We start from the raw sequence: 23231 nt of genomic DNA, 5'->3' as shown, positions 1-23231 counted from the left end.
CAGGCAGGACTAAAGTTGTGCCACCAGTGGTTGTAGTTGGTCATAGATTTGGGAGGAACATGGAGTTGCACGAGTCAACGCTCGATGTTCTGGCCAGATTTGAGCGCTATATGGCGCATAGTCGAGGCATGGCAGACCTTTCGGTGCACGCGTACATGAGCGATGTGTCCTCTGCTCTTGATTTTTGCCTGGGTGCGAGGCCATTTGATTCGGCTGAACTGACGCCGCGGGCGTTTCGTGCATGGGTTGCAACCAAGGTTCGCGAGGGGGGTTCGAGGGCATCTGTAGCGCGGTACGTGGCAAGTGTTCGCTTGTTTGGGCGATGGATGAAGCGTGAGGGAATCGCTCAGGTTGATCCAACTTTGAAGTTGAGGGCTGCGCGAGTGGATGAAACGCTCCCGCAGACGCTAACGGTCGATCAGGCTCGGTCTTTGTTTAACTATTTGCGCCAGCAAACAGAAGGTGGTGATCCGTGCGCTATTCGCGACTGGGCAATGGTTGAGGTCATGTATTCGTGCGGTATTCGTGTTGCGGAACTGACCGGCTTAAACCTGTCGCATTTGAACGCTGCCGAACGCACTTTGCGAGTTCTGGGCAAGGGCGACAAGGAGCGCGTGGTGCCGTACGGCAAGCCAGCTCATGATGCGCTGCGCGTTTGGATTGAAACGGGCCGCCCTGCCCTCGTTACTGATAGCGGCGAGCAGGCGTTGTTCTTAGGCGCTCGCGGTGGGCGCATTAGTCAACGCATTGTCCGAGGACGCCTGGAGTCCGCATGCGCCAGTGCCGGTGTTCCGGTGATTTCCCCGCATGGTTTGCGTCATAGCGCGGCAACTCACATGTTGGAAGGTGGCGCTGATTTGCGCGCGGTGCAGGATTTGCTGGGGCACTCGTCGCTACAAACTACGCAGCGATACACACATGTGGATGCGCGCCGTTTGAGCGCGATTATGAACCAGGCTCATCCTCGGGCGTGAGTGGGGGGCATGATCGATCGCCAACGGTCCCAGTAGTTATTCTTCCAGGGGCTTGAGTATGGGCTCTCCGAAGATGAGGGCGAGGGGGTTTAAGTACAGGTATTTGTTAACTTTGGCTCCCCAGTGCAGGCAATCTGAATCGTGACCGGCTTCAAGGTGACCAACCACGTCACCGGCTTGTACAAACGAGTTTTTCGCGACTGTGGGAGAGACCGGCTCAAACGTGGAGCGTACGCCGTTGGCATGTCTAATAGAAACTAAGTTCCGGTTGAAGAATTCTCCGGCGTAAACCACTGTGCCGTCGGCAGGAGCGTGAATTGCGGCTCCCGCACCAGGGCAGATGTCCACCCCGCGATGTCCTGACGCCCAGGGACTATTCGGCGGGTCGAATAGGCGTCCAACAGGTATGGGAGGTGCTACCGGCATTTGCCAGGAGATCACCACGGAGGGGTCGTATCCACTATGCGAGGGAGAAAGAGTGGGGCTATGCGAGGCTTCGGATCCGCTATTGGTCCGAGAATACGTGCCGCCCACGGTTTGAAAATGTGTACTTCCCACCCAAGCAGAAGAACTGTAGCCTTCGACGAATGTCTCACCCCGGGCAGGTGCGCCAACCATGCTGAGTAACGCACTGCCCGTCCCAAGGGCGGCCAGCAGAGCCATGAATCGATGCGCTAACTCCATGCAGGGTAGGCTACGAACAACGGTTAGCGGCAGCGATTTCGAAGCAAAAAGATTGTGGATATGCCGGGTTTGTGCTCCCTGTGGAAACACGTATGGGGGCGCGTTGTGTGAGCCGTGAAACATGTGGGCGTAAAAGGAGCCTTCAAAGTTCCTAAACGCCCAGATTTTAGCTAGAATCGACGCGGCACCTGCTTGCAGGTGACTATCGCGCGTCCAAATCCGCGTAAGCGGCGTGACCAGCTTCGGTCCCTTCGGGGTGTTGGCTCGTGGGCGCTAGGGCCTTAGGGCAGTAACTGTAATTTTGAGTGGCTAACGCTGCTCGTGAATGGTGCTTTGCACCGAGAGGAAGAGACATGGCTGTTGTAACCATGCGTCAGCTTCTGGAAAGTGGTGTCCACTTTGGTCACCAGACCCGTCGCTGGAATCCGAAGATGAAGCGCTTCATCCTGACTGAGCGTAACGGCATCTACATCATTGACCTGCAGAAGACGGTCGAGGATATTGACAAGGCTTACGAGTTCGTGAAGGAAATGGTTGCTCACGGTGGCAACATCCTGTTTGTTGGCACGAAGAAGCAGGCTCAGGAAGCTATTGAAGAGCAGGCTGAGCGCGTTGGTATGCCTTACGTGAACCACCGCTGGCTGGGCGGTATGCTGACGAACTTCTCCACGGTTTCTAAGCGTCTTCAGCGCATGAAGGAGCTTGAGGAGATCGATTTCGCGGATGTTGCCGGTTCGGGCCACACCAAGAAGGAACTTCTCATGATGGAGCGTGAGAAGAATAAGTTGCAGCGTTCGCTGGGCGGTATTCGCGACATGGCTAAGCTGCCTTCGGCTATTTGGGTTGTTGACACCAACAAGGAGCACCTTGCGATTGCTGAGGCCCGCAAGCTGAACATCCCGGTTGTGGCTGTGCTTGATACCAACTGTGATCCGGATGAGGTCGATTACGGCATCCCGGGTAACGATGATGCTATTCGCGCTGTTGCGCTTTTGACCCGCGTTGTCGCTGACGCCTGTGCAGCGGGCCTGATGGCTCGTTCGGAGCGTCGTCAGAAGTCGGGCGCTGAGGATGCCAGTGCAGAGCCGATGGCTGAGTGGGAGCGTGAGCTTCTGGAGAGCGCCGAAGGCGAGCAGAAGGCTGAGGACGCCGATAAGGCTGAAGAGGCCGGCAAGGCTGAGGTGGCTGCCGAAGAGCAGGCACCGGAGGCTGAGTAATCTAAGGCTGAGTAAGCCTTTCCACTAATACTTGAAGAGGAAAGATTTTCATGGCGAACTACACTGCTGCCGATGTGAAGGCTCTGCGCGAGCAGACCGGCGCGGGCATGATGGATGTTAAGAAGGCGCTTGACGAGGCCAACGGCGACAAGGAAAAGGCGATGGAGATCATTCGTCTTGCTGGTCTGAAGTCGCTGTCTAAGCGTGAAGATCGTACGGCCGGCGCCGGCCTTATTGCTGGCGAGGTTGTTGATGGCAAGGTCGGCGTTATGGTTGAGGCGAATGCGGAGACCGACTTCGTGGTGAAGAATGAGAAGTTCATTGACTTCGCTTCGAAGGTTTTGGCCGCGGCTGTTAAGAGCGGCGCTACGTCCACGCAGGATCTGCTTGAGCAGCCTGCTGAGGATGGCACGGTTAAGGACCTGGTTGACGGTCTTGGCGCTGTTATTGGCGAGAAGATTGAGGTCGGCAAGGTTGCGCACATGGAGGGCGAGAACGTTGAGTTGTACCTCCACCACTCGTCGGCTGACCTGCCGGCGCAGGTTGGTGTGCTGGTAGCAACTGATGCGGCTGGTGCTGAGGTTGCTCGCGACATCGCGATGCATATTGCTGCGTTCTCCCCGCTCTACCTGGATCGCACGACGGTTCCGGCTGAAGTTCTGGAGAAGGAGAAGGAAACCCTTACGAAGCTGACGCTCCAGGAGGGTAAGCCCGAGCACATCGTTCCGAAGATCGTCGAGGGCCGTCTGAATGCGTTCTACGCGGAGAACTGCCTTGTTGATCAGGATTACGCTCGCGATCCTTCGAAGAAGGTTGGCGACGTTCTAAAGGAGCACGGCGCTAAGGTTACGGATTTCGTTCGTTTCCACGTGGGTGCCTAGTAAGTTCCCGATTGTAGCCCCGACCCTTGCTTGCAAGGGCGGGGCTACGGTCATATATCCGTTAAACTATGTGTTGAGTTAGTGCACCGCGATTTGTATTTGTGGAGGGGTTGCAGCTGATGGCTGAGCAGTCTGGCGCCGGGCGGCGCGTTCTTTTGAAGTTGTCTGGCGAGGTTTTCGGCGGCGGAGAGATTGGCCTTGACCCGTCGGTGGTGAACATGATTGCCGCGCAGATTGCGCAGGCGGTTCGCGAGGGCGTCCAGGTTGCTGTGGTTGTGGGTGGAGGCAATTTCTTCCGCGGTGCGGAGCTGTCTCGGCATGGTCTGGATAGGGCTCGGGCTGACTACATGGGCATGCTCGGCACGGTGATGAACGCGCTTGCGCTTCAGGATTTCTTGGAGCAGCAGGGCGTATCTACACGCGTGCAGTCCGCGATTTCGATGAGGCAGGTTGCTGAGCCTTACATTCCGCTCCGCGCGATCCGTCATTTGGAAAAGGGGCGTGTCGTGGTGTTTGGCGCGGGCGCGGGGTTGCCGTATTTCTCAACGGACACGGTGTCGGCGCAGAGGGCGCTGGAGACGCGCTGTTCGGAGCTGTTAGTGGCAAAGAACGGTGTGGATGGAATTTATACTGCTGATCCTCGAGTGGAACCTGATGCGCAACGTCTCGATTATGTGACGTATTCGGAGGCACTCGCGCGTGGGTTGAAGGTAGTTGATGCGGCGGCGTTCTCACTGTGTCAGGAAAACAGTCTTAACATGCGCGTGTTTGGCATGAATGAGCCGGGCAATGTTACCGACGCGCTACTTGGGAAGAAGATCGGTACGTTGGTAACTAATGAAGATTGCGAGAAGGAGAACTAAGAAATGATCGAAGATGCTCTACTTGAGGCCGAAGATGGCATGGAGCGTGCTGTCGCAGCTGCAAAGAAGGATTTCGGAAATATTCGTACGGGCCGCGCTAATCCGGAGATGTTTAACTCCATTCTCGTGGACTACTACGGTGCGATGACGCCGTTGCAACAGCTTGCTTCGGTGCAGATTCCGGAGGCTCGTATGGTGCTGGTAAGCCCGTATGACCGCGGTTCGGTGCAGGCCATTATTCAGGCGATTCGCGATGCGGATTTGGGTATTAATCCAACGGACGACGGCAATCTGATTCGTTGCACGTTGCCGGCGCTCACTGAGGAACGTCGTCGCGATTACGTGAAGCAGGCTCGTACCCGTGCGGAGGAGGGACGCATTTCGATCCGTAATGAGCGTCGCCGCGCGAAGGAAGAACTTGAGCGGATTAAGAAGGACGGCGAAGCCGGCGAGGACGAAGTTGAGCGCGGCGAGAAGCAGCTTGAGGATCTGACGAAGAAGTTCGTGACCCTTGTTGATAGTGAGCTGGAGGCCAAGGAAAAGGATCTGATGACCGTTTAATACGGTAAGTAGGATGTCTGTGGATTTACGACGTATTACCCATCCGGGGCCAACTGAAAACCATAAGCCGTTACCATCGTCGGGGCGGGCAGGGCGTAACCTTCCCGCCGCGATTGGTGTGGGGGTTGGTTTAGCGGCGCTGTTCCTCGCAGTCTTGTTTATTTCGAACGAGGCGTTTGTGGTGCTGGTGTCAGCTGCTGTGGTGCTGGCCCTGCGGGAGCTCGCAGGAGCTTTCGCACGGAAGAATCGTGAGATCGTGCTACCGCTAGCCTGGGTTGGTGGCGTTGGTATGGTTGTGTGCGCCCATTTTTTGGGCTTGGAGGCCGTGCTGGGCGCGCTGACGGTAACGGTGTTTGCCGTGGCGGTGTGGAAGCTGTTGGATGGGCGTAGTCCGCAGGCGGTGCTAGACATCATGGTGACGACGTTCGCGCTGATTTACGTGGCGTTGTTGGCGTCGTTTGTGGTGTTGATTTTGGATTCTCCGGGCGCGCAGGCCGGTGTGATTACTTGGGTTTTGTTGTGTGTCGCTAACGATACGGGCGGTTGGGCGTTTGGAATCATGTGGGGTAAACACCCTATGGCTCCGAAGATCTCGCCGAAAAAGTCTTGGGAGGGCTTCGCCGGTTCGCTCGTGTTCTCAATCGCTGCTGGTATTGGTGGAATGGTTTGGCTCGGCGGGGCCTGGTGGCTAGGTATCCCGCTGGCGTTACTAACTACGGTTGCCGGAACGTTTGGTGATTTGATCGAGTCGCTGATCAAGCGTGATGTTGGCTTGAAAGACATGTCTAACATGCTGCCGGGTCACGGTGGTTTGATGGATCGGCTCGATTCACTGTTGATGACAGCCCCAGTGGTCTATTTCTTCTTGAAGGTGGCTTTGCAGTGGTAGAAGCAAGCAAGCGCTCGGGCCGCCAGGTGATGCCGACGGATCAGGCTCCGGAGGGTGCGAAAACTCCCGATGCGAAGCCGGTCTTGTCGTTTGCTCCGCGCAGGCGGGGAAAGCCGCCGGCACATTTGGCAGATTTGGATTTCGAGGAGCGCGGCCACGTCCTCGTGGAGCAGGGATTACCTAAGTTCCGGGCGGATCAGTTGTCGCGCCACTACTTCCAGCGTCACATAGCGGATCCTGCGTTAATGAGTGACCTGCCAAAGAACATGGCGGAGCAGGTTGAGAAGTCGCTCATGCCGAGGTTGATCAAGAAGGTTCACACTCTTGCAACGGATGACGGGATGACGCTGAAGCATCTGTGGGAGCTTTACGATGGGGCGCGGGTAGAGTCGGTGCTCATGCGCTATCCGGGCCGCACAACGCTGTGTATTTCGAGCCAGGCTGGTTGCGGTATGGCGTGCCCATTTTGCGCAACCGGTCAGATGGGGCTGACACGTAACCTTTCCACCGCGGAGATCATCGAGCAGGTGCGCATGGCGCATGTGGCGTGTGAGAGTGGAGAAGTTGAGGGCGGTCCAACCCACCTGTCGAACGTGGTGTTTATGGGGATGGGAGAGCCGCTCGCGAACTACCGTTCCATTGTGCAGGCCCTCAAGCGGATGACTGATGAACCGCCGCGTGGGTTTGGCATGTCGGCACGAGGAATAACGGTGTCCACGGTTGGCTTGGTGCCCGGAATCGATAAGCTTGCACAGCTGGGGCTTCCCGTAACGCTCGCAGTTTCGTTGCACGCGCCTGATGATGAGCTGCGCGATGAGCTGATTCCGATTAACTCGCGTTGGAAGGTTGGCGAGTTGCTGGATGCGGCGCGACGTTATTTCGTGAAGACGGGCAGGCGCGTGTCGATCGAGTACGCGCTAATTAAAGACATGAATGATCACGCGTGGCGTGCGAAGCTCCTGGCCGACGAGTTGAATAAGCGCGGACACGGCTGGGCGCATGTGAATCCGATCCCGCTAAATCCAACGCCGGGCTCGATTTGGACTGCCTCCACCCCGCACGTGATGAAGGAATTCGTTGAAACACTGCGTGATAACGGGATCGCAACTACCATTCGTGATACACGTGGATCAGATATTGACGGGGCTTGTGGCCAGTTGGCTACCTCGGTGAAGAATAAAGAGGGGCGTCAGTAATGAGTAGCTTTTTCCCAACAGTGGGATTTTTTCGCAAGGGTTATAACAAGGACGAGGTAGATGCGTTCTTCAAACAGGCACGCGCGGTTTATGAGGGGGATCGTGCAAGTTTGGGAATAACATCCGAACAGGTTCGCCGTACGGTGTTTGCTTTGAAGAGGCGCGGTTACGATCCGGCCGTGGTTGATGCTGCGCTGGATCGTTTGGAGTCGGCTTTTATCTCTAGCGAGCGCGCGAATCACGTGGCGGTTAATGGCGAGGACGTCTGGTTGGATCACGTGGCCGACCGTGCAACGACGCTGTACCCGCGTTTGGTTCGCCCTCTGGGTAACCGTTTTGCGCATCCGGAGGCAAAGGAGCGCGGATACCGGGTTGAAGAGGTGGACGCGTTCCTGGATCGAATTGCTCGTTTCTTTGATGATGAAGAAAAGCTCACCGCTGATGAGATCCGCCAGGTAACGTTTCCGAGTGCGAAGGGCGGCGACGCTTACCTCGAGGGGCCCGTGGACGCGTACCTGTCACGCGCAATCGATATTCTCTTGTCGATCGAGTAGTCATGTCTCGTCCACTTTCACTTCTTGGTTCTACCGGTTCTATCGGAACGCAGGCACTTGATGTTGTGCGTGCTAATCCTTCGATTGTCCAGGTCGTGGCTCTGGCTGCGGGTGGGTCTAATATTGACCTGTTGCTCAAGCAGGCGCAGGAGTTTCAGCCTCGGGTAGTCGCGGTGGCTTCAGGGAATGAGGCCGCTATTGCTAGCGCGATGAGGCAGCGAGGTATTGAAGCGGAGCTGTGGGTTGGCGCGGATGCGATAGTGAGCGCTGCGGGCATGCTAGATGAGGATGGCATCGTTCTGAACGGCGTGACGGGCGGCGTAGGATTGCAGCCTACCCTTGCAGCGCTTGACTCGGGTGCCCGTTTGGCGCTTGCAAACAAAGAGTCGCTGGTGGTGGGCGCAGCCCTGGTTCGGGCGGCTATGCAAAGACCCGGTCAGATCCTCCCGGTCGATTCTGAGCACTCTGCGATTTTCCAGTGTTTGGTTCCGGGCCGCCACGAGAAGGGGCTGACGTCTGAGGTTGTCACGGGTAGGTCGGAGGTAGATCACCTGGTGCTCACGGCGTCGGGAGGTCCGTTCCGCGGTAAGAAGCGCGCCGATTTGCAAAATGTTAGCCCCGCGCAGGCTCTTAATCACCCAACTTGGGATATGGGCCCGGTGGTGACGATAAATTCGTCCACGCTGATGAATAAAGGCCTGGAACTGATTGAAGCGCATGTCTTGTTTGATATCGATCCGGGCGACATTGAGACCGTGGTTCACCCACAGTCAATTGTACATTCTATGGTGACGTTTAAGGATGGAGCTACGATTGCGCAGGCTTCGCCTCCCGATATGCGTTTACCGATTGCACTGTCCCTCTCGTGGCCGCAACGTTTGGATCATGTGCAGCAGCCGGTGAGGTGGAATGAGCGTGCGAGCTGGACGTTCGAACCCGTGGATAACGATACTTTCCCAGCGCTCAACTTGGCTCGGGCCGCAGTTAGCGCCTCGCCGACTCATCCGAGCGTCATGAACGCTTCCAACGAGGTGTGTGTGGACGCTTTCATTCACGGTAATCTGCCCTATCTTGACATCGTGGACACGGTTGCGAAGGTAACCGAGGCGCACGAGGGCATTGCCGAGCCTGATCTTGACGATATTTTGAACGCTGAGGCGTGGGCGCGCGAAAAAACGAAGGAACTTATTGGAGGCCGCGTTTGAGTTACGCGATCGGCATTTTGCTCGCGATTGTGGCGCTAATGATCTCGGTTGCCCTGCACGAGCTTGGCCACATGATTCCGGCTAAAAAGTTCGGTGTCTACGTGCCGCAGTACATGGTGGGATTTGGTCCAACTTTGTATTCGAAGCAGGTAGGGGACACCGAATATGGCGTGAAGGCGATTCTGCTTGGCGGCTACGTGCGTTTGGCGGGAATGTATGCTCCGCCGCGCGAGGGAGTGAAGCTGACCAACCGCAAGGGGCAGATGACTCTTGCGCAGGAGGCTCGTTTGTCCTCGGCAGAGGAGTTGCCTGAGGGACGCGAATGTCAAGCGTTCTACAACCTGTCGGTCCCAAAGAAGCTCATAGTAATGCTGGGTGGGCCGGTAACTAACCTGTTACTCGCAGTGGTTCTTTTTGCGGTAATCGTGCTTGGTTTTGGTTTTAATGTGGCCACAACTACGCTGGACCAGGTTCCCCAGTGTATTGGCACTACTTCGCAAACTTGCACTGAGGAGAATCCGAAGTCTCCGGCGTATGAGGCAGGTTTGCGAGCCGGCGATAAGATCGTATCTTGGGGGCCGGTGCAGGCAAGTGCGTGGGCTGACGTTGTGAGTGCTATTGAGCATCAGGACGGCGCGGCAAAGGTAGTTGTGGAACGCGATGGTGCGTTGCAAGAGTTTGATGTGACACCGGTTCAGGTGGGTGAGCGCAAGGTTGCTGGCATCATTTCCAAGGTGGAACGTGAGCGCGGCACCGCCCGCGACGTCGGTGATATTACGTGGCAGACCTTCAAAGGAACGGCCTCTATCGTGGCTGTTTTGCCCCGCGCCGTGTGGGACGTTGGAGTGCAGCTGTTTACGGATGCTCCTCGAGATCCGAATTCTGTGCTGTCAGTGGTGGGCGTTGGCCGGATTGCAGGTGAGGTTTCTGCAGAGCAGGGCGTGGGGATTGTAGACCGGGCAATGCTTTTGCTGAGCCTGTGGGCGTCCTTGAACATGGCGCTGTTCGTGTTTAACTTGATCCCGCTACCGCCGCTTGATGGGGGACACGTGGCAGGCGCTCTCTGGGAGGGCCTGCGCCGGACTTTCAACCGCGTCACGGGAAGGCCGGATCCAGGGCCGGCGGATACGGCCCGCATGGTGCCAGTGTCTTATGTGATTTTTGTTTTGCTGATGGCCATGACGGTGCTCCTCGTTGTAGCCGATATTATTAAGCCGATTAGCCTAGTCTAGGAACTGTTAATAGTTTGCCAGGAATCACCTGGCGCTGATTTTTGGGAGATGTCATCGTGACCGAGATTGCCCTGGGAATGCCAAAGGTGAACGGAGCCCCGTTCCCGCGTAAGAAGACGCGTCTGATACACGTGGGGGATGTTCCAGTGGGCGGTGGTTCACCGATTTCGGTGCAGTCGATGACCACTACGAAGACCACTGATATTGGTGCAACTTTGCAGCAGATTGCTGAGCTCACCGCCGCCGGTTGCGACATCGTGCGCGTCGCGGTGCCATCGGCTGATGATGCGGAGGCGTTGCCCATTATTGCGAAGCAGTCCACGATCCCCGTTATTGCCGACATTCACTTCCAGCCGCGTTACGTTTTCAAAGCGATCGAGGCGGGTTGTGCGGCAGTACGCGTAAACCCGGGCAACATTCGTAAGTTTGATGACCAGGTTAAAGACATCACGAAGGCCGCGGCGGACGCGGGCGTGTCTTTGCGCATTGGCGTAAATGCTGGCTCGCTCGATCCACGCTTGTTGAAGAAGTATGGAAAAGCAACGCCGGAGGCCCTCGCGGAGTCGGCGATGTGGGAGGCGTCTTTGTTTGAGGAGCACGACTTCCACGACTTCAAGATTTCAGTTAAGCACCACGATCCGGTGACGATGATCCGGGCTTACGAGATTCTTTCGGAAAGCGGCGACTGGCCGCTACACCTTGGTGTGACAGAGGCGGGGCCTGAGTTTCAGGGAACGATCAAGTCCGCAACGGCGTTCGGCGCGCTCTTGCGCCAGGGGATTGGCGACACGATTCGCGTTTCGCTGTCCGCTCCTCCGGTTGAGGAGGTCAAGGTGGGTATCGAAATCCTGCAGTCGCTTGGCCTGCGCGAACGTACCCTCGAAATCGTTTCTTGTCCGTCTTGTGGTCGCGCGCAGGTGGACGTTTACACGCTCGCAAATGAAGTTAACGAGGGGTTGAAGGACCTCACGGTTCCTTTGCGCGTGGCGGTAATGGGCTGTGTTGTGAACGGCCCCGGTGAGGCCCGCGAAGCTGATCTTGGCGTGGCGTCTGGCAACGGCAAGGGCCAGATTTTCATCAAGGGTCAGGTGGTTGACACCGTTCCTGAGGCCGAGATTGTGCCTGCCCTTTTGAAGTATGCGAATGAGATTGCGCAAACGATGGGCCTTGAAGAGGGTTCCGGTAGCGTTGACGTGATCAGCTGATTTTACGGCTTCTAATATCTTGTTAATTCGATGAGAGATGGCATCGTTTCCTCTCATCACGCTTTGCAGTTAGGCTGGTAATCGTGCTTACTAACATGTCTGAATTTTTCCTGCGGACGCTTCGTGAAGATCCCGCAGATGCGGAAGTTGCAAGCCACAAGCTGATGGTGCGCGCCGGCTACATTCGTCGTGTGGCTCCGGGCATCTACACGTGGTTGCCTCTTGGTTTGAAGGTTTTGCGTAACATCGAGCAGGTTGTGCGTGAAGAGATGGCTGCGATTGGGGCCCAGGAAGTCCACTTCCCGGCGCTACTGCCGCGCGAGCCGTATGAGAAAACCAACCGGTGGGAAGAATACGGGCCAAACCTCTTCCGGTTGAAGGACCGCAAGGATGGCGATTACCTGCTTGCGCCAACGCATGAAGAGATGTTTACGCTCGCGGTTAAGGACATGTACTCCTCGTATAAGGATTTGCCGCTTTCGCTGTATCAGATTCAAACGAAGTATCGCGATGAGGCGCGTCCACGTGCGGGCGTGATTCGCGGCCGCGAGTTCGTGATGAAGGACTCTTACAGCTTCGATATTGATGATGAGGGGCTCGCTAAGTCTTATGAGCTACACCGGAAGGCGTATCAGCGTGTATTTGAGCGCCTCGGTTTGCCGTTTGTGATTGTGGCCGCGCAGTCAGGCGCTATGGGCGGTTCGCGTTCAGAGGAGTTCCTCTATCCGAACCCTATGGGTGAGGACACGTTTGTGCGTTCTCCTGGCGGTTACGCAGCAAATGCGGAGGCGGTTGTAACGCCGGTTCCAGATTCCGTGGATTACTCGAATACGCCGGCTAAGGAATTGCGTCATACGCCGGACGCGAAGACCATTTCCGCACTTGTCGATCTTTCAAATGAGCTTTATCCGCGCGAGGATCGTCCGTGGGAAGCGGGGGACATGCTGAAGTCGTATGTCGTGACGCTGACGCATCCCGATGGCACGCGCGAAGTTGTAAACATTGGTATCCCGGGCGACCGGGAGGTAGATGAGAAGCGCCTTGAGGCCGCTTTTGCGCCCGCCGAAGTAGAACAGGCAACGCCCGAGGACCTTGCGAAACATCCGGAGTTGGTGGCCGGTTATTTGGGGCCCGAGGTAGTGGGGCCAAACTCGTCGAACCGAACGACTGACGAGGACGGCAACCCGACGGGCTCGGTGCGCTTCTTCGTTGACCCGCGGGTTGTGGAGGGCACGGCTTGGATCGCTGGTGGTAATAAGCCTGATTACCACGTGTACAACCTGGTGATGGGCCGCGACTTCACGGCCGATGGCACGGTTGAGGTTGCTGAGGTGAAGGAGGGAGATCCGGCCCCGGATGGTTCCGGTCCGCTTGAGCTTGCACGCGGTATCGAGGTAGCGCACATCTTCCAGCTCGGTCGCAAGTACGCAAAGGCGTTGGACCTTTCGGTGCTGGATCAAAATGGCAAGTCGCAGGTGGTTACCATGGGCTCGTACGGCCTGGGTATCTCCCGCGTGGTTGCAGCCATGGCGGAGAGCCACCACGATGATCTTGGCTTGTCTTGGCCAATGGTTGTGGCGCCGTTCCACCTGCAGGTGCTTGCGGCGGGTAAGGGCGAACAGATCGCTGATACCGCGGCTGACATTTCTCAGGCTGTGTCGGATGCTGGTTTCGACGTGCTTTACGATGATCGTCCGAAGGTATCGGCGGGCGTGAAGTTTGCTGATGCTGAACTGCTGGGCATGCCGTATGTCCTTGTTGTCGGGCGCGGCTTGAAGAACGGTGTGGTTGAGTTCCGCGACCGTCGCGGCGGTGTCTCAAAGGAGATTCCGGTTGAAGAAGCAAAGCAGATTATTATTGCCGAGCTTGAAGCGAATAGGGGGTCAGCCAAGTGACATACCGTGAGATTAGGGTTATTGGCGACCCGGTTTTGCGCACGCCATGTGAGTGGATCACTGACATTGACGATTCGGTGAAGAGCCTCGTTGAGGACTTGCTAGAGAACGTCGATGAGGAGGGACGCGCAGGTCTTGCTGCCCCTCAAATCGGCGTTGGGTTGCGGGCCTTTTCTTGGAATATCGATGGCGAGATCGGTTATGTGCTCAATCCGAAACTGGTTGAAGTTTCAAAGGACGAGTACCAGGACGGTGACGAGGGGTGCCTCTCGGTTCCCGGCTTGTGGTTCCCAACAAAACGCGCGTGGTATGCCCGTGTTGAGGGGATTGACCTAGATGGTAAGAAGATTACGGTCGAGGGCGAAGAACTAATGGGACGTTGCCTGCAACACGAAACGGACCACCTGGAGGGAATGCTGTACCTAGATCGCTTGGATCGTGCAACGCGCAAGAAGGCATTGCGCAAGGTTCGTGAAATCATGTAATGATGCGCTAGTTGGTAGAAAGCCCCGCTTTGGCGGGGCTTTTGCCATGATTTAGCGAAGTTTTATGCTCTGACGCGTGCTGGCATTGCACTGCGTTGGAGACGCAGACTAGCGTGAGAGAGATTTTTAGGACACAATGGGGAAAGCACCGCTGGATCGGTTAGCCTTTGACGCTTGAGGACGTAGGGGAAGACGAACCTCAAGGAAAAGGGAGGCACCATGTCCGGAAGTTACACCCGCGGTGTTCTTTTCGTACACTCATGTCCGCCAGCACTATGCCCACACGTTGAGTGGAACGTTGCGTCGGTGCTGGATCAGGACGTGCGTTTGGAATGGACCCAGCAGGGCGCTGTGCCCGGCCTTATGCGCGCTGAGTTTTCTTGGGTTGGCCCCGTGGGAACGGGGGCGCAGTTAGCTTCTGCACTTAGAGGTTGGGACGATCTGCGCTACGAGATCACCGAGGAAGCCGTGCGGGGTTCGGACGGTGCAAGGTGGTGTCACACGCCTGATCTTGGTATTTTCCATGCTCCAATGGATGCTTCGGGGAACATGATGGTCCCTGAGGATCGTATTCGCTCGGCGATGGAGGCAACGGATCCAGCAGAGTTGCGCGAGCGCCTTAATCTTGCATTGGGCGCGGCGTGGGATGAAGAGTTGGAGCCGTTTAGGTACGCGGGCGATGGTGTGTCCGTGCGCTGGCTTCACCGAGTTGGTTAGTGAGGATTATCCGTGGGAATCTCGATTGCCGAAATGCTCGGCTATGACCTGTCGGATGAGCAACCCGAAGAATCAAGTAGCGAGTCTGTAAGTGAGAACTCAGACGCGGATGAGGTCGAGGCGGCAGTGGTTGCCGCTCTCCTCGATGAATCAACGGTTGAGGCACAGGATTTTCGCTCCGATATGAGCCTTGCTGATGATTTTGATCTTGATGAGATCGGCCTTTACGCGGTGATTGCGGCTGTAGAGCAAGACCTCAAGATCAGCTTGAAAGATACTGACGTGGCGCAGTTGCAGACCCTGGAAGATCTCGTTGCCCTAGCCCGTGAAACCAGGGGTTGAATCGCCGAAGAAGCTTTGTACTCTATGTGAAGCGTGCCCCTCGATCCACTAAAAACGTGAACTAAGTTACATAGACTGGACTGTAAGTTCAACCGTTAGGGGTGAGCAATGACGGTCCACGGAAGGGTTTGGCAGCCGCGCGAGAAGGCGCAAGTTTTCCCCACTTGGGCGGCGAAGCTTGCGATGTCGATTACCGGGCTTGTGATGCTCGCGTTTGTATTCGTACACATGCTCGGCAATTTGAAAATTTTTGCATCGCACGAAGACTACAACGCATATTCGAAGTGGCTACGCGAGGCGTTTACTCCGCTCTTGCCATACGAGGGATTGCTGTGGATTGCTCGCATTGTGCTCGGCGCCTGCCTGCTCATCCACGTGTTATGTGCGCTACTCGTGTGGAAGAGGTCCCGGGCTAATACTGCAAACGCGCGGCCGAAGGGTTTGAGCGGCTATTTCGCTAAGATGATGCTCCCTACGGGGATCGTGCTTCTGGCTTTCGTGTTTGTGCACATCTTGGATCTGACGGTTGGAGCGCTGGTGCAGCCGGCTTCATTCCAGCACCCAGACGAGCAGTTTTATGCGGCAACCAACATGATCGCCTCGTTGGATCGGCCGGTTATGGCCGTCTTTTACCTGATCGTGCTGCTCGCTCTTGCCATTCATTTGGCGCACGGTTTTGAGCTTGCGATTAATGACCTCGGCGTAACTTCGAGTTCTTGGCGCAAGTGGATGCGGGCAATCGGGATTCTGCTTGCCATATTGATTTTGGTGGGGGACGCGGCCGTGGTTTTGAGCGCGAATCTAGGAGCGGTGTGATGACTATTTTGAAAGGAAACGTTCTGGATGGGAACGTTCCACAGGCAGATGAGCCGGCCTCGCGCTGGGATGAACACAAACAGCGCATGCGCCTGGTTTCCCCATCAAATCGGCGAAAGTTCCGCGTGCTCGTGGTTGGAACTGGGCTCGCGGGAGCGGGCGCGGCGTCCACGCTCGCGGAGCTTGGATACAACGTTACGGCAGTTACCTATCACGATTCGCCAAGGAGGGCGCACTCGGTTGCCGCTCAAGGTGGAATTAATGCGGCGCGGGGTAAGCGCGTGGATGGTGATGGCTTGCTCCGGTTCGTGACGGACACGATAAAAGGCGGTGACTTTCGAGCACGAGAGGCCGAGGCCTGGAGGCTTGCGCAGGAGTCCAACCGGGTGATCGATCACCTCTGCGCACACGGGGTGCCGTTTGCGCGAGAGTACGACGGGGCGTTGTCGAACCGCTCATTCGGTGGCGTGCAGGTGTCGCGCACGTTTTATTCGCGGGGGCAGACGGGACAGCAGTTGCAGATTGCGGCTCATCAGTCGCTATTGCGACAGGTGGCAGCTGGGCGCGTCGAGTTGTGGATTCGCCACGAAATGTTGGATTTGATTGTCGAGGACGGCCGAGCCGTGGGCGCGGTGGTGCGCAGTCTTATCACGGGTGAACTCACCTGCCTCATGGCTGATGCGGTTGTACTTGCTACGGGCGGGTACGGCAACGTGTACAAGTATTCGACGCTAGCTAAGAACTCGAATGCGACTGCCGCGTGGAGGGCGCATCGGCGTGGGGCTGCGATAGCGAATACGTCTTTCATCCAGTTCCACCCAACCGCGCTACCAGTGGAGAATGAATGGCAGTCAAAAACCACCCTAATGAGTGAGTCTTTGCGGAACGACGGCCGTATTTGGGTGCCGAGCCGGGCTGGCGATGATCGGCCTGCCAATGAGATTCCTCAGGCCGAGCGAGACTACTACTTGGAGCGGAAGTATCCGGCTTTCGGTAACCTCACTCCGCGTGATGTGGCTTCGCGGGCGGCGCGTGAGCAGATCATTTCTGGCCACGGGGTAGGCCCGAAGAAGAACGCGGTCAACCTGGACTTTTCCGACGCGATCGCACGGCTAGGCAAAGGCGTGTTGAACGAGCGTTACAGCAACCTGTTCGACATGTACTTTGATGTGACGGGGGAGGACCCGCGGGAAACTCCGATGCGTATCGCTCCGGGCGCACACTTCACCATGGGTGGGCTATGGGTGGACTACAACCTGATGTCTACGATTCCGGGTCTGTTTGTTGCCGGCGAGGCATCTTATGCCTACCACGGGGCAAACCGGCTGGGCGCAAACTCGTTGCTCTCAGCGTGCGTGGATGGCTTCTTCGTTATTCCAAACGTGGTGCCCAACTACTTGGCTACGCTATTGGGCACGAAGCGTCCAGATGCTGGCAGTGCGGCCGCCCTGTTCACACTTTCAGAGGTGAAGAGCCGAATACTGAAGTTGAGGGCCGCAACGGGAACCACCCCCGCAATAGATATCCACGCGGAGCTGGGCAACATCATGTACGAACACTGCGGGGTTTCGCGCTCAAAGGAGGGGCTGGAGAAGGGCATAGAGAAGGTAGATTACCTGCGGCGAAACTACTTGAACAACCTTCGGGTCACTGGCTCGCAACTCAAACTGAATCAGGATCTAGAACAGGCTCTGCGCGTGCAAGACTACCTGGAGCTTGCCCAAACCATGTGCGTTGATGCTTGGCACCGCGAAGAATCCTGCGGCGCGCATTTCCGTGAAGAATACAGTTTCGAGGGCGAGGCCGTTAGGAATGACAATCAGTGGATGCACACTACGGCTTGGCGAACTAAGGATTGGGACTCAGATCCGGTATTCATTGAAGACCGCGAGCCCCTGCATTTTGAAGCGGTTCAGCCGACAACGAGGAGCTACAAATGATTAAGCTAAAAGTTTGGCGCCAAGACCGTCCGGGCACTCGCGGCCAGTTTAAAACGTACGAGGTCGAAGCTGACCCCAACATGTCGTGGTTGGAGCTACTTGATCACTTGAACGCTCAACGTTTGCGCGAGGGGAAAGACCCGATCGCGTTTGACTCTGATTGTCGCGAAGGCATTTGCGGCTCCTGCGGGTTGCTAGTAAATGGGCGCCCGCACGGAGACGCAAAGAATTTGCCCGCCTGCCACCAGCGGGTAGGCGAGCGCAAGGAGGGTGAGGTTGTCACTCTCGAACCACTGCGCGCCAAGCAGTTCCCGGTGATCAAAGACCTAGTGGTGGATCGCTCGGCTTTGGATGAAATTTTGATGGCTGGAGCGTACTCGCATACGGATGCGGGGACGGCTCCCGATGCGGACGAGGCATTTAACACGCACGAGGTTGCCGAACAGGCGTTGGATATGGCTGCTTGCATCGGGTGCGGGGCGTGCGTTGCGGCATGCCCAAACGGGGCGGCAAACTTGTTTACTGGCGCCAAACTTGCGCATCTAGCTTCGCTGGAGGTGCCGGGGCGAGTCAGGCGAAAGCGCGCCAAAAATATGACGGCCGTTATGGAGGCAAACTTCGGCCCCTGCTCTCTATACGGTGAATGCGAAGCGGTGTGCCCCGCGGGGATCCCGCTACGGGCAGTGGCTACCGTTATGCGCGAGCGAGCGTTTGCGCCGGCTCCGAAATAGGCGGTCACAAAGCGCGGCCTCGAATATGAATCATATATATGCTTGTGGTGGTCGAAGTGAAAGGGGCCTTGGATGCAAACGCGCACAGAAGTGGATCTGCTTGGTGAACGGGAAGTTCCAGCCGACGTGTATTGGGGTATCCATACCCTTCGAGCCATAGAGAACTTTCAGATTTCGGGTACGCGCCTAGAAAGCTATCCGCATTTCATCATCGCGATGGTGCAGGTGAAGAAGGCGGTGGCTCGGGCGAATAGGCGTCTTAAGGTGCTTCCGGAGGATAAAGCGCGTGCGATTGAGGCGGCTTGCGACAAAATCTTGGGAAGTGAAGATTTTTGCGATCAGTGGCCACTCGATTTGTTCCAAGGCGGTGCGGGAACGTCCGTAAACATGAACACTAATGAGGTGATCGCAAACGTAGCCCTCGAGATGCTGGGCTTCGAAAAGGGGCGTTACGACATTATTCACCCCAATGACGATGTGAATAAGTCGCAGTCCACCAATGACTCGTACCCAACGGGCTTCCACCTGGCGGTGTACCGCGAGCTCGTAGACTTGCGTCTGTCGGCCTCGCGCCTCATGGATGCGTTGGATGAGAAGGCCCACGAGTTCGCTGACGTGCTGAAGATGGGGCGTACCCAGCTTCAAGATGCTGTGCCGATGACTTTAGGGCAGGAGTTTGAGGCGTTCACCGTCTCGCTGCGTGAAGAGTTGCGTGTGATTGATCAGGCGGCAGACCTACTGCTGTCAATCAATCTTGGCGCCACTGCGATTGGCACGGGGCTGAACACGCCGGAGGGATACCCGCAGGTAGCGGTAGAAGAACTGTCCAAGGTGACGGGGCTACCTTTCCGCAGGGCCGCAAACCTGATCGATGCGACATCTGATACTGGCGCTTTCGTGTCGGTGCACGGGGCGCTGAAGCGTTTTGCGGTGAAGCTTTCGAAGATTTGTAATGATCTGAGGCTTTTGTCATCTGGGCCTACGGCGGGTTTGCAGGAGATTAACCTGCCGCCCATGCAGGCTGGGTCGTCTATCATGCCAGCCAAGGTGAACCCGGTGATTCCAGAGGTTGTGAACCAGGTTTGTTTCAAAGTGGTGGGCAACGACATGACCGTCACGATGGCAGCCGAGGCTGCTCAGTTGCAGCTCAATGTGATGGAGCCGGTTATCGCCCAGGTGCTGTTCGAGTCAATGCGTTTGCTGGAGAACGCTACGGTAACACTCGCCGAGCGTTGCATAACGGGCATCACGGCAAACCGGGAGCATTTGCATGAACAGGTGATGGGCTCAATCGGCATTGTTACTTACTTCAATGAGCTGATTGGGCACCAAAACGGCGACATGATCGGTAAGGAAGCCGCGCGCACGGGTCGGCGGGTTTCCGACCTAATAGTTGAGCGGGGTTTGTTGCCGCGCGAGGAGGTTGAGGCAATCTTGACTGCGCAAAACCTCGTGTCGCCCGAGTATGAAGGAAAGATTTGGGAGGCCGGCGAGCGAGGTCTGCCAACTGATGCTAAGGACTTGAGTTCTTAAATATACGGGCCGCCTACGCGGCTTAAAGCAAAAGGGGGCCGGGTATTAGTTATGCCCGGCCCCTTCGGTGCAACGGATTGAAATGTTTTGCAAAGCTTTGGTGAAATGCGCTTAAGGTCGGTAGTTTGCCCCAAAAGCTGGACAAGCTAGGTTGGAAGATGCTGTAATGGTCTGAAATAGTTGCAATATTTTGCAGCACCTGTGACTTTTTACAACTCAATGATGAGGAGAATAATGAGAGTCAAGAGTTTTTGGGCTGGATTGTTAAGCCTGGTCTTGCTATTTGCCGGCTTGGTGGCATTGCCAGTCCAGGCGAATGCTACTGAAACGTCTGTAGACGTAAAGGTGAAACCGCTCGCCAGCGTTTCTGAAAGTGATTACGGGAACTACTCGGTGTGGCTTTGGTACTCGGGTGAGGATGGAAAGTCCGTGCCTTTACACGTGGGAGCGGGCGGCGAGCTTCAAGCAGCGTTTTCGATCCCTGAAGGTGCTACGAATGCGGGTATGCTCGTTCGTCGTGCGCAGGATGGAAATGAGTGGGCTCACCAGTCACAGGATGTGCCATTGGAGGTGGGAAAGAACCTGCAGGTGAGCGTAGTCGAAACCGAGCAGTCAAAGAACTGGCAGGTTGACGTAACCGAACAGGCAGCGCCAAGCCCAGAACCAGGCGAGAATCCGGACCCTTCCTCGTATACTGCGGAGCTCACCGTTCACTACGTGCGTTACACCGGCAACTATGATGGCTGGAACATCTGGACATGGCTACCGAATCAGGATGGTCAAAGCGTTGCATTGACGGATGGGACGGCAACTTGGAGCGTAGAGTCTGACCAGCCGATTACCCGGGTCGGTGTGATATTGCGTCGCTCCACGGCAGACAACGAGTGGGCAGAGAAAAACACGCCCGATGATCTATTCATTACCGAGTTTAAGGACGGCAAAGCCGAGGTGTGGATAGCGCAGGGTGATCCGAACGTTTACTACTCGCAGGACGCCGTTCCAGCTACCCCGGACTTGTCTTGCCATGAACTGCATTCAAAAGAGTTTAATGACAAGTATTTCTACGATGGTGAACTGGGAGCCCTGTACACCCCGGACTCCACGACGTTCCGGTTGTGGGCGCCGACGGCAGCCTCAGTTGGCCTCGTAAATTATTCCAACAGTGGTGAAGTCTTGCCTATGACCAAGGGAGAACGCGGAACCTGGGAGTACATTTTCGAGGGCGATGCGAACATGATGGAATACCGCTACCGCATCGAGTTTGAAGATGGCAAGGTCGATGAATCGCCGGATCCGTATGCGCGTTCGTCAACGGCAAACTCTACACGTTCGGTCGTTATTGATGTTGCAAATGTAAACCCGCAGGGCTGGAACGGCGCGCGTATGAAGCCGTTTAGCGGGATCGAGGACGCGACTATTTACGAGGCGCATGTTCGTGATATGACGATTGCTCCAAACAACGGTATTTCGAACAAGGGGAAGTTCCTGGGACTTACTGAGACCGGTACGAAGACTGAGAAGGGTAACGTGTCAGGGCTGGATTACATCAAGTCGCTTGGCATAACACACGTTCAGTTCCTGCCTATGTACGACTTCTACACGGTAGATGAGACGGGCGATCTTGGCTATGACAAGCAGTACAACTGGGGTTACGACCCGGTGAACTACAATGTGCCGGAAGGCTCGTACGCTTCTGATCCCACAGACCCTGCATCGCGCGTGCGCGACATGAAGGCCATGATCGATGCGGTTCATGATGCTGGCATGTATGTGGTGATGGATGTTGTGTATAACCACGTGTATGACACGCAACTGTCGCCGCTACAGCGTACGGTTCCGGGCTACTATTTCCGTCACACGGATGGATGCGCTTTGCAAAACGGCACGGGTGTGGGCAACGAGACCGCCTCGGAGCAGCCTATGATGCGCAAGTACATGATCGATTCGCTCAAGTTCTGGGCGCAGGAGTATTCGATTGACGGTTTCCGATTCGACCTCATGGGTATTCATGATGTTGAAACGATGAATGAGATTCGTTCTGAGCTAAACAAGATTGACGAGAGCATCGTCATGCTTGGCGAAGGCTGGAACATGGGCAATCATCCTGAGGGAGTTAAGGGAGCGAACCAGGATAATGCGACGCTGATGCCGGGTATCTCGTTCTTTAACGACAAGTTCCGTGACACGATGAAGGGAACTCACAACGCAGAAGGCGGAACCGGCTATGTGTCTAGAGGTGGCGCAGACAACGTCGCGTGGGACGTGTTCAACCTGATAAAGGGAGCCAACCATGTTCGTAACTACGCGGATGCGTCGCAGTCTGTGAACTATAACGAGGCGCATGACAATCTGACGATGTACGACAAGCTTAGGGGCTCGCTCCCTGGTGCTTCGGAGGAAGACATAGTGCGCAGACATGCGTTTGCAACACAGATTCAGTTCCTCTCAAATGGCGCCAATTTTGTCCACGCCGGTCAGGAGGCGCTACGAACTAAGGGAGGGGAGGAGAACTCCTATAAGTCGCCTGATAGTGTCAACGCATTTGATTACGATCGTGCCGCAGATTTTGAGGACTCAGTTGCTTACTTCCGTGAGCTCGCGAATTTCCGTGCTGAAAACAGCTGGGTGCGCCTAGTGGACTATTCGAAGATTGAGCAAGCATATGAGGGAGTGTCGATTAAGGACGGTGACAAGCGGTTCTCCTACAAAGTGACGCTTGCGGATCAGCCTGAGCGCATCGTGTTCGTGAACCCAACGGATGCGGACTGGAATGTCACGCTCCCGGAAGGCAATTGGAAGCTGCTCCTGTCTGGTCTGAATGATGCGCCAATGGCCCGCATGTCAGACGGTGATACCAGTTTCAGCGGTGACGTTGCGATCGGTCACGTGTCAGCTGTTGTCTTTGAGAAGGCGCCGGATAAACCCGCCGAAACGGAGCCAACGACCGAAACGGAGGCCACAACCGAGACGGAAGCTACGACCGAGACGGAAGCTACGACCGAAACGGAGCCCAGCACGAAGGGGACGGAAGTGCCGGCGGATAACGACAAACCCACGGTGACACAGAGTCCCAGCGGTTCGCAGGTTCCTTCGGTAACTTCTCAGCCCACCTATTCGCATGGGCGGGGCGAGTCGAAACCGTTGGCGAAAACGGGTGCGGAAGCCGGACTCCTTGCGTTCTTCGCGTTGGCGTTAGCAGGAGCTGGTGTCCTTGCAATGCAAACATCACGAAGGCACTAACGTGTTGTGACAGTAAAAATGATCCCGACGGCAATTGAAATGGCCGTCGGGATCATTTTTGTGTTCCGAGA

The 23231-nt window shown here is 56.2% G+C and carries 21 protein-coding genes; 20 read left to right on the top strand and 1 reads right to left on the bottom strand.

All coding sequences use genetic code 11. The features are described from left to right. Window positions 1-59 precede the first annotated feature (59 nt). Entirely contained in the window at window positions 60-974 is a 915-nt protein-coding gene (locus HMPREF2854_RS06180) for a tyrosine recombinase XerC (protein WP_070620519.1), read from the top strand. 36 nt (window positions 975-1010) lie between these two features. Here HMPREF2854_RS06180 and HMPREF2854_RS08750 read toward each other — a convergent pair whose 3' ends face one another. Next, window positions 1011-1322 (bottom strand): M23 family metallopeptidase, encoded by a 312-nt coding sequence (locus HMPREF2854_RS08750; protein ID WP_070620516.1) that lies wholly within the window; start codon window positions 1320-1322, stop codon window positions 1011-1013. Between the two features lie 689 nt (window positions 1323-2011). Between HMPREF2854_RS08750 and rpsB the strand changes: the two genes are divergently transcribed. The 19 genes from rpsB to pulA all read left to right on the top strand — a co-directional run bounded on the left by rpsB (window position 2012) and on the right by pulA (window position 23160). After that, on the top strand, window positions 2012-2875 hold the full coding sequence (gene rpsB, locus HMPREF2854_RS06170) for a 30S ribosomal protein S2 (protein ID WP_070620513.1): 864 nt from the start codon (window positions 2012-2014) through the stop codon (window positions 2873-2875). Window positions 2876-2925: 50 nt separating this feature from the next. Further along, the gene (gene tsf, locus HMPREF2854_RS06165) at window positions 2926-3756 is read left to right on the top strand and encodes a translation elongation factor Ts (RefSeq protein WP_070620510.1); all 831 of its coding nucleotides are present in this window, start codon (window positions 2926-2928) and stop codon (window positions 3754-3756) included. Between the two features lie 119 nt (window positions 3757-3875). Continuing rightward, window positions 3876-4619: a UMP kinase gene (pyrH, locus tag HMPREF2854_RS06160; protein WP_070620507.1), complete on the top strand. Its 744-nt coding sequence runs from the start codon at window positions 3876-3878 to the stop codon at window positions 4617-4619. 3 nt (window positions 4620-4622) lie between these two features. Then, window positions 4623-5180 carry a ribosome recycling factor gene (gene frr / locus HMPREF2854_RS06155; protein WP_070620504.1) on the top strand — a complete coding sequence of 186 codons (558 nt, stop codon included), beginning with the start codon at window positions 4623-4625 and terminating at the stop codon, window positions 5178-5180. A 19-nt stretch (window positions 5181-5199) separates the two neighbouring features. Next, window positions 5200-6069, top strand: a complete 870-nt coding sequence (locus HMPREF2854_RS06150; RefSeq protein ID WP_395994407.1) for a phosphatidate cytidylyltransferase — start codon at window positions 5200-5202, stop codon at window positions 6067-6069. A gap of 29 nt (window positions 6070-6098) precedes the next feature. After that, window positions 6099-7265 carry a dual-specificity RNA methyltransferase RlmN gene (gene rlmN, locus HMPREF2854_RS06145; protein WP_070620670.1) on the top strand — a complete coding sequence of 389 codons (1167 nt, stop codon included), beginning with the start codon at window positions 6099-6101 and terminating at the stop codon, window positions 7263-7265. After that, the gene (locus HMPREF2854_RS06140; protein WP_070620498.1) at window positions 7265-7819 is read left to right on the top strand and encodes a DivIVA domain-containing protein; all 555 of its coding nucleotides are present in this window, start codon (window positions 7265-7267) and stop codon (window positions 7817-7819) included. Before rlmN ends, HMPREF2854_RS06140 begins: the two co-directional genes overlap by 1 nt. Window positions 7820-7821: 2 nt before the next feature. Next, entirely contained in the window at window positions 7822-9024 is a 1203-nt protein-coding gene (gene dxr / locus HMPREF2854_RS06135) for a 1-deoxy-D-xylulose-5-phosphate reductoisomerase (protein WP_070620495.1), read from the top strand. Beyond that, window positions 9021-10256: a M50 family metallopeptidase gene (locus HMPREF2854_RS06130; protein WP_083309425.1), complete on the top strand. Its 1236-nt coding sequence runs from the start codon at window positions 9021-9023 to the stop codon at window positions 10254-10256. The genes dxr and HMPREF2854_RS06130 overlap by 4 nt, the downstream gene beginning before the upstream one ends. Before the next feature lie 77 nt (window positions 10257-10333). Then, on the top strand, window positions 10334-11461 hold the full coding sequence (ispG, locus tag HMPREF2854_RS06125; protein WP_070620664.1) for a flavodoxin-dependent (E)-4-hydroxy-3-methylbut-2-enyl-diphosphate synthase: 1128 nt from the start codon (window positions 10334-10336) through the stop codon (window positions 11459-11461). 83 nt (window positions 11462-11544) lie between these two features. Then, entirely contained in the window at window positions 11545-13356 is a 1812-nt protein-coding gene (locus tag HMPREF2854_RS06120) for a proline--tRNA ligase (RefSeq protein WP_070620492.1), read from the top strand. Continuing rightward, window positions 13353-13841, top strand: coding sequence for a peptide deformylase (def, locus tag HMPREF2854_RS06115; RefSeq protein ID WP_034510676.1), 489 nt, complete (start codon window positions 13353-13355; stop codon window positions 13839-13841). The genes HMPREF2854_RS06120 and def overlap by 4 nt, the downstream gene beginning before the upstream one ends. Window positions 13842-14060: 219 nt before the next feature. Continuing rightward, window positions 14061-14558 (top strand): DUF3145 domain-containing protein, encoded by a 498-nt coding sequence (locus HMPREF2854_RS06110; protein ID WP_070620488.1) that lies wholly within the window; start codon window positions 14061-14063, stop codon window positions 14556-14558. A gap of 12 nt (window positions 14559-14570) precedes the next feature. Then, window positions 14571-14900, top strand: a complete 330-nt coding sequence (locus HMPREF2854_RS06105; protein WP_070620484.1) for an acyl carrier protein — start codon at window positions 14571-14573, stop codon at window positions 14898-14900. Between the two features lie 108 nt (window positions 14901-15008). Then, the gene (locus HMPREF2854_RS06100) at window positions 15009-15716 is read left to right on the top strand and encodes a succinate dehydrogenase cytochrome b subunit (RefSeq protein WP_070620480.1); all 708 of its coding nucleotides are present in this window, start codon (window positions 15009-15011) and stop codon (window positions 15714-15716) included. Beyond that, window positions 15716-17656 (top strand): fumarate reductase/succinate dehydrogenase flavoprotein subunit, encoded by a 1941-nt coding sequence (locus HMPREF2854_RS06095; protein ID WP_070620477.1) that lies wholly within the window; start codon window positions 15716-15718, stop codon window positions 17654-17656. Before HMPREF2854_RS06100 ends, HMPREF2854_RS06095 begins: the two co-directional genes overlap by 1 nt. After that, window positions 17653-18387 (top strand): succinate dehydrogenase/fumarate reductase iron-sulfur subunit, encoded by a 735-nt coding sequence (locus HMPREF2854_RS06090; RefSeq protein ID WP_070620474.1) that lies wholly within the window; start codon window positions 17653-17655, stop codon window positions 18385-18387. The genes HMPREF2854_RS06095 and HMPREF2854_RS06090 overlap by 4 nt, the downstream gene beginning before the upstream one ends. 72 nt (window positions 18388-18459) lie before the next feature. Continuing rightward, complete coding sequence (gene aspA, locus HMPREF2854_RS06085) at window positions 18460-19920, top strand: aspartate ammonia-lyase (RefSeq protein ID WP_070620471.1); 1461 nt, start codon at window positions 18460-18462, stop codon at window positions 19918-19920. A gap of 234 nt (window positions 19921-20154) precedes the next feature. Next, window positions 20155-23160, top strand: coding sequence for a type I pullulanase (pulA, locus tag HMPREF2854_RS06080; RefSeq protein ID WP_070620466.1), 3006 nt, complete (start codon window positions 20155-20157; stop codon window positions 23158-23160). Window positions 23161-23231: the final 71 nt, after the last annotated feature.

Origin of the sequence: Actinomyces sp. HMSC075B09 (genome assembly GCF_001812395.1) — a bacterium.
In the GTDB taxonomy this organism is placed as follows: Bacteria; Actinomycetota; Actinomycetes; order Actinomycetales; family Actinomycetaceae; genus Gleimia; species Gleimia europaea.
Note: the sequence above shows the minus strand (reverse complement) of the source record. Positions and strands in the feature narration are given on the sequence as shown.

What these genes read in the sequence shown, in the direction of transcription:
- HMPREF2854_RS06180 (WP_070620519.1), top strand. Translation starts at nt 60, where the DNA reads ATGGAGTTGCACGAGTCAACGCTCGATGTTCTGGCCAGATTTGAGCGC.
- rpsB (WP_070620513.1), top strand. Translation starts at nt 2,012, where the DNA reads ATGGCTGTTGTAACCATGCGTCAGCTTCTGGAAAGTGGTGTCCACTTT.
- tsf (WP_070620510.1), top strand. Translation starts at nt 2,926, where the DNA reads ATGGCGAACTACACTGCTGCCGATGTGAAGGCTCTGCGCGAGCAGACC.
- pyrH (WP_070620507.1), top strand. Translation starts at nt 3,876, where the DNA reads ATGGCTGAGCAGTCTGGCGCCGGGCGGCGCGTTCTTTTGAAGTTGTCT.
- frr (WP_070620504.1), top strand. Translation starts at nt 4,623, where the DNA reads ATGATCGAAGATGCTCTACTTGAGGCCGAAGATGGCATGGAGCGTGCT.
- rlmN (WP_070620670.1), top strand. Translation starts at nt 6,099, where the DNA reads ATGCCGACGGATCAGGCTCCGGAGGGTGCGAAAACTCCCGATGCGAAG.
- HMPREF2854_RS06140 (WP_070620498.1), top strand. Translation starts at nt 7,265, where the DNA reads ATGAGTAGCTTTTTCCCAACAGTGGGATTTTTTCGCAAGGGTTATAAC.
- dxr (WP_070620495.1), top strand. Translation starts at nt 7,822, where the DNA reads ATGTCTCGTCCACTTTCACTTCTTGGTTCTACCGGTTCTATCGGAACG.
- ispG (WP_070620664.1), top strand. Translation starts at nt 10,334, where the DNA reads ATGCCAAAGGTGAACGGAGCCCCGTTCCCGCGTAAGAAGACGCGTCTG.
- HMPREF2854_RS06110 (WP_070620488.1), top strand. Translation starts at nt 14,061, where the DNA reads ATGTCCGGAAGTTACACCCGCGGTGTTCTTTTCGTACACTCATGTCCG.
- HMPREF2854_RS06100 (WP_070620480.1), top strand. Translation starts at nt 15,009, where the DNA reads ATGACGGTCCACGGAAGGGTTTGGCAGCCGCGCGAGAAGGCGCAAGTT.
- HMPREF2854_RS06095 (WP_070620477.1), top strand. Translation starts at nt 15,716, where the DNA reads ATGACTATTTTGAAAGGAAACGTTCTGGATGGGAACGTTCCACAGGCA.
- HMPREF2854_RS06090 (WP_070620474.1), top strand. Translation starts at nt 17,653, where the DNA reads ATGATTAAGCTAAAAGTTTGGCGCCAAGACCGTCCGGGCACTCGCGGC.
- aspA (WP_070620471.1), top strand. Translation starts at nt 18,460, where the DNA reads ATGCAAACGCGCACAGAAGTGGATCTGCTTGGTGAACGGGAAGTTCCA.
- pulA (WP_070620466.1), top strand. Translation starts at nt 20,155, where the DNA reads ATGAGAGTCAAGAGTTTTTGGGCTGGATTGTTAAGCCTGGTCTTGCTA.